General features: G+C 70.1%; 2 protein-coding genes. Both read left to right on the top strand.

Annotated elements, in window-relative coordinates; genetic code table 11:
• On the top strand, positions 1-358 hold a 358-nt coding region (locus JNW98_RS35735; RefSeq protein ID WP_223772406.1), incomplete at its 5' end, for a DUF742 domain-containing protein.
• Positions 339-569, top strand: a 231-nt coding sequence (locus tag JNW98_RS35730) for an ATP/GTP-binding protein (protein ID WP_223772405.1), incomplete at its 3' end; no start/stop codon positions are given. The genes JNW98_RS35735 and JNW98_RS35730, both read left to right, overlap by 20 nt.

Genomic DNA, 569 nt, shown 5'->3' with positions numbered 1-569 from the left:
GCCCTCGGGCGGCAAGAGCAACCCGTTGGTCCGCCCCTACGCCATGACCGGCGGCCGGACCCGGCCGCGCTACCAGCTCGCCATCGAGGCGCTGGTGCACACCACGGCCCAGCCGGCCCAGCTCCAAGGGCAGTTGCCGGAACACCAGCGCATCTGCCACCTGTGCCGCGAGATCAAGTCGGTCGCCGAGATCTCGGCACTCCTCTCCATCCCGCTCGGCGTCGCCCGAATCCTCGTCGCCGACTTGGCCGAGGCCGGGCTCGTCGCCATTCATCAGCCCGGCGGCGACGCGTCCGCCGGCGGCCAGCCTGACGTGACACTGCTCGAAAGGGTGCTCAGTGGACTTCGGAACCTCTAGCGGCGAGGCAGCCCGCTCCACCACCAGCGCGAAGATCGTGGTGGCCGGTGGTTTCGGCGTGGGCAAGACCACGTTCGTCGGCGCGGTCTCGGAGATCAACCCGCTGCGCACCGAAGCCGTCATGACCTCCGCCTCGGCGGGCATCGACGACCTCACGCACGCGCCGGACAAGACCACGACGACCGTGGCGATGGACTTCGGCCGGATCACC

The sequence above is a fragment of the Streptomyces huiliensis genome (genome assembly GCF_020037025.1).
Classification (GTDB): domain Bacteria; phylum Actinomycetota; class Actinomycetes; order Streptomycetales; family Streptomycetaceae; genus Streptomyces; species Streptomyces huiliensis.
Note: the sequence above shows the minus strand (reverse complement) of the source record. Positions and strands in the feature narration are given on the sequence as shown.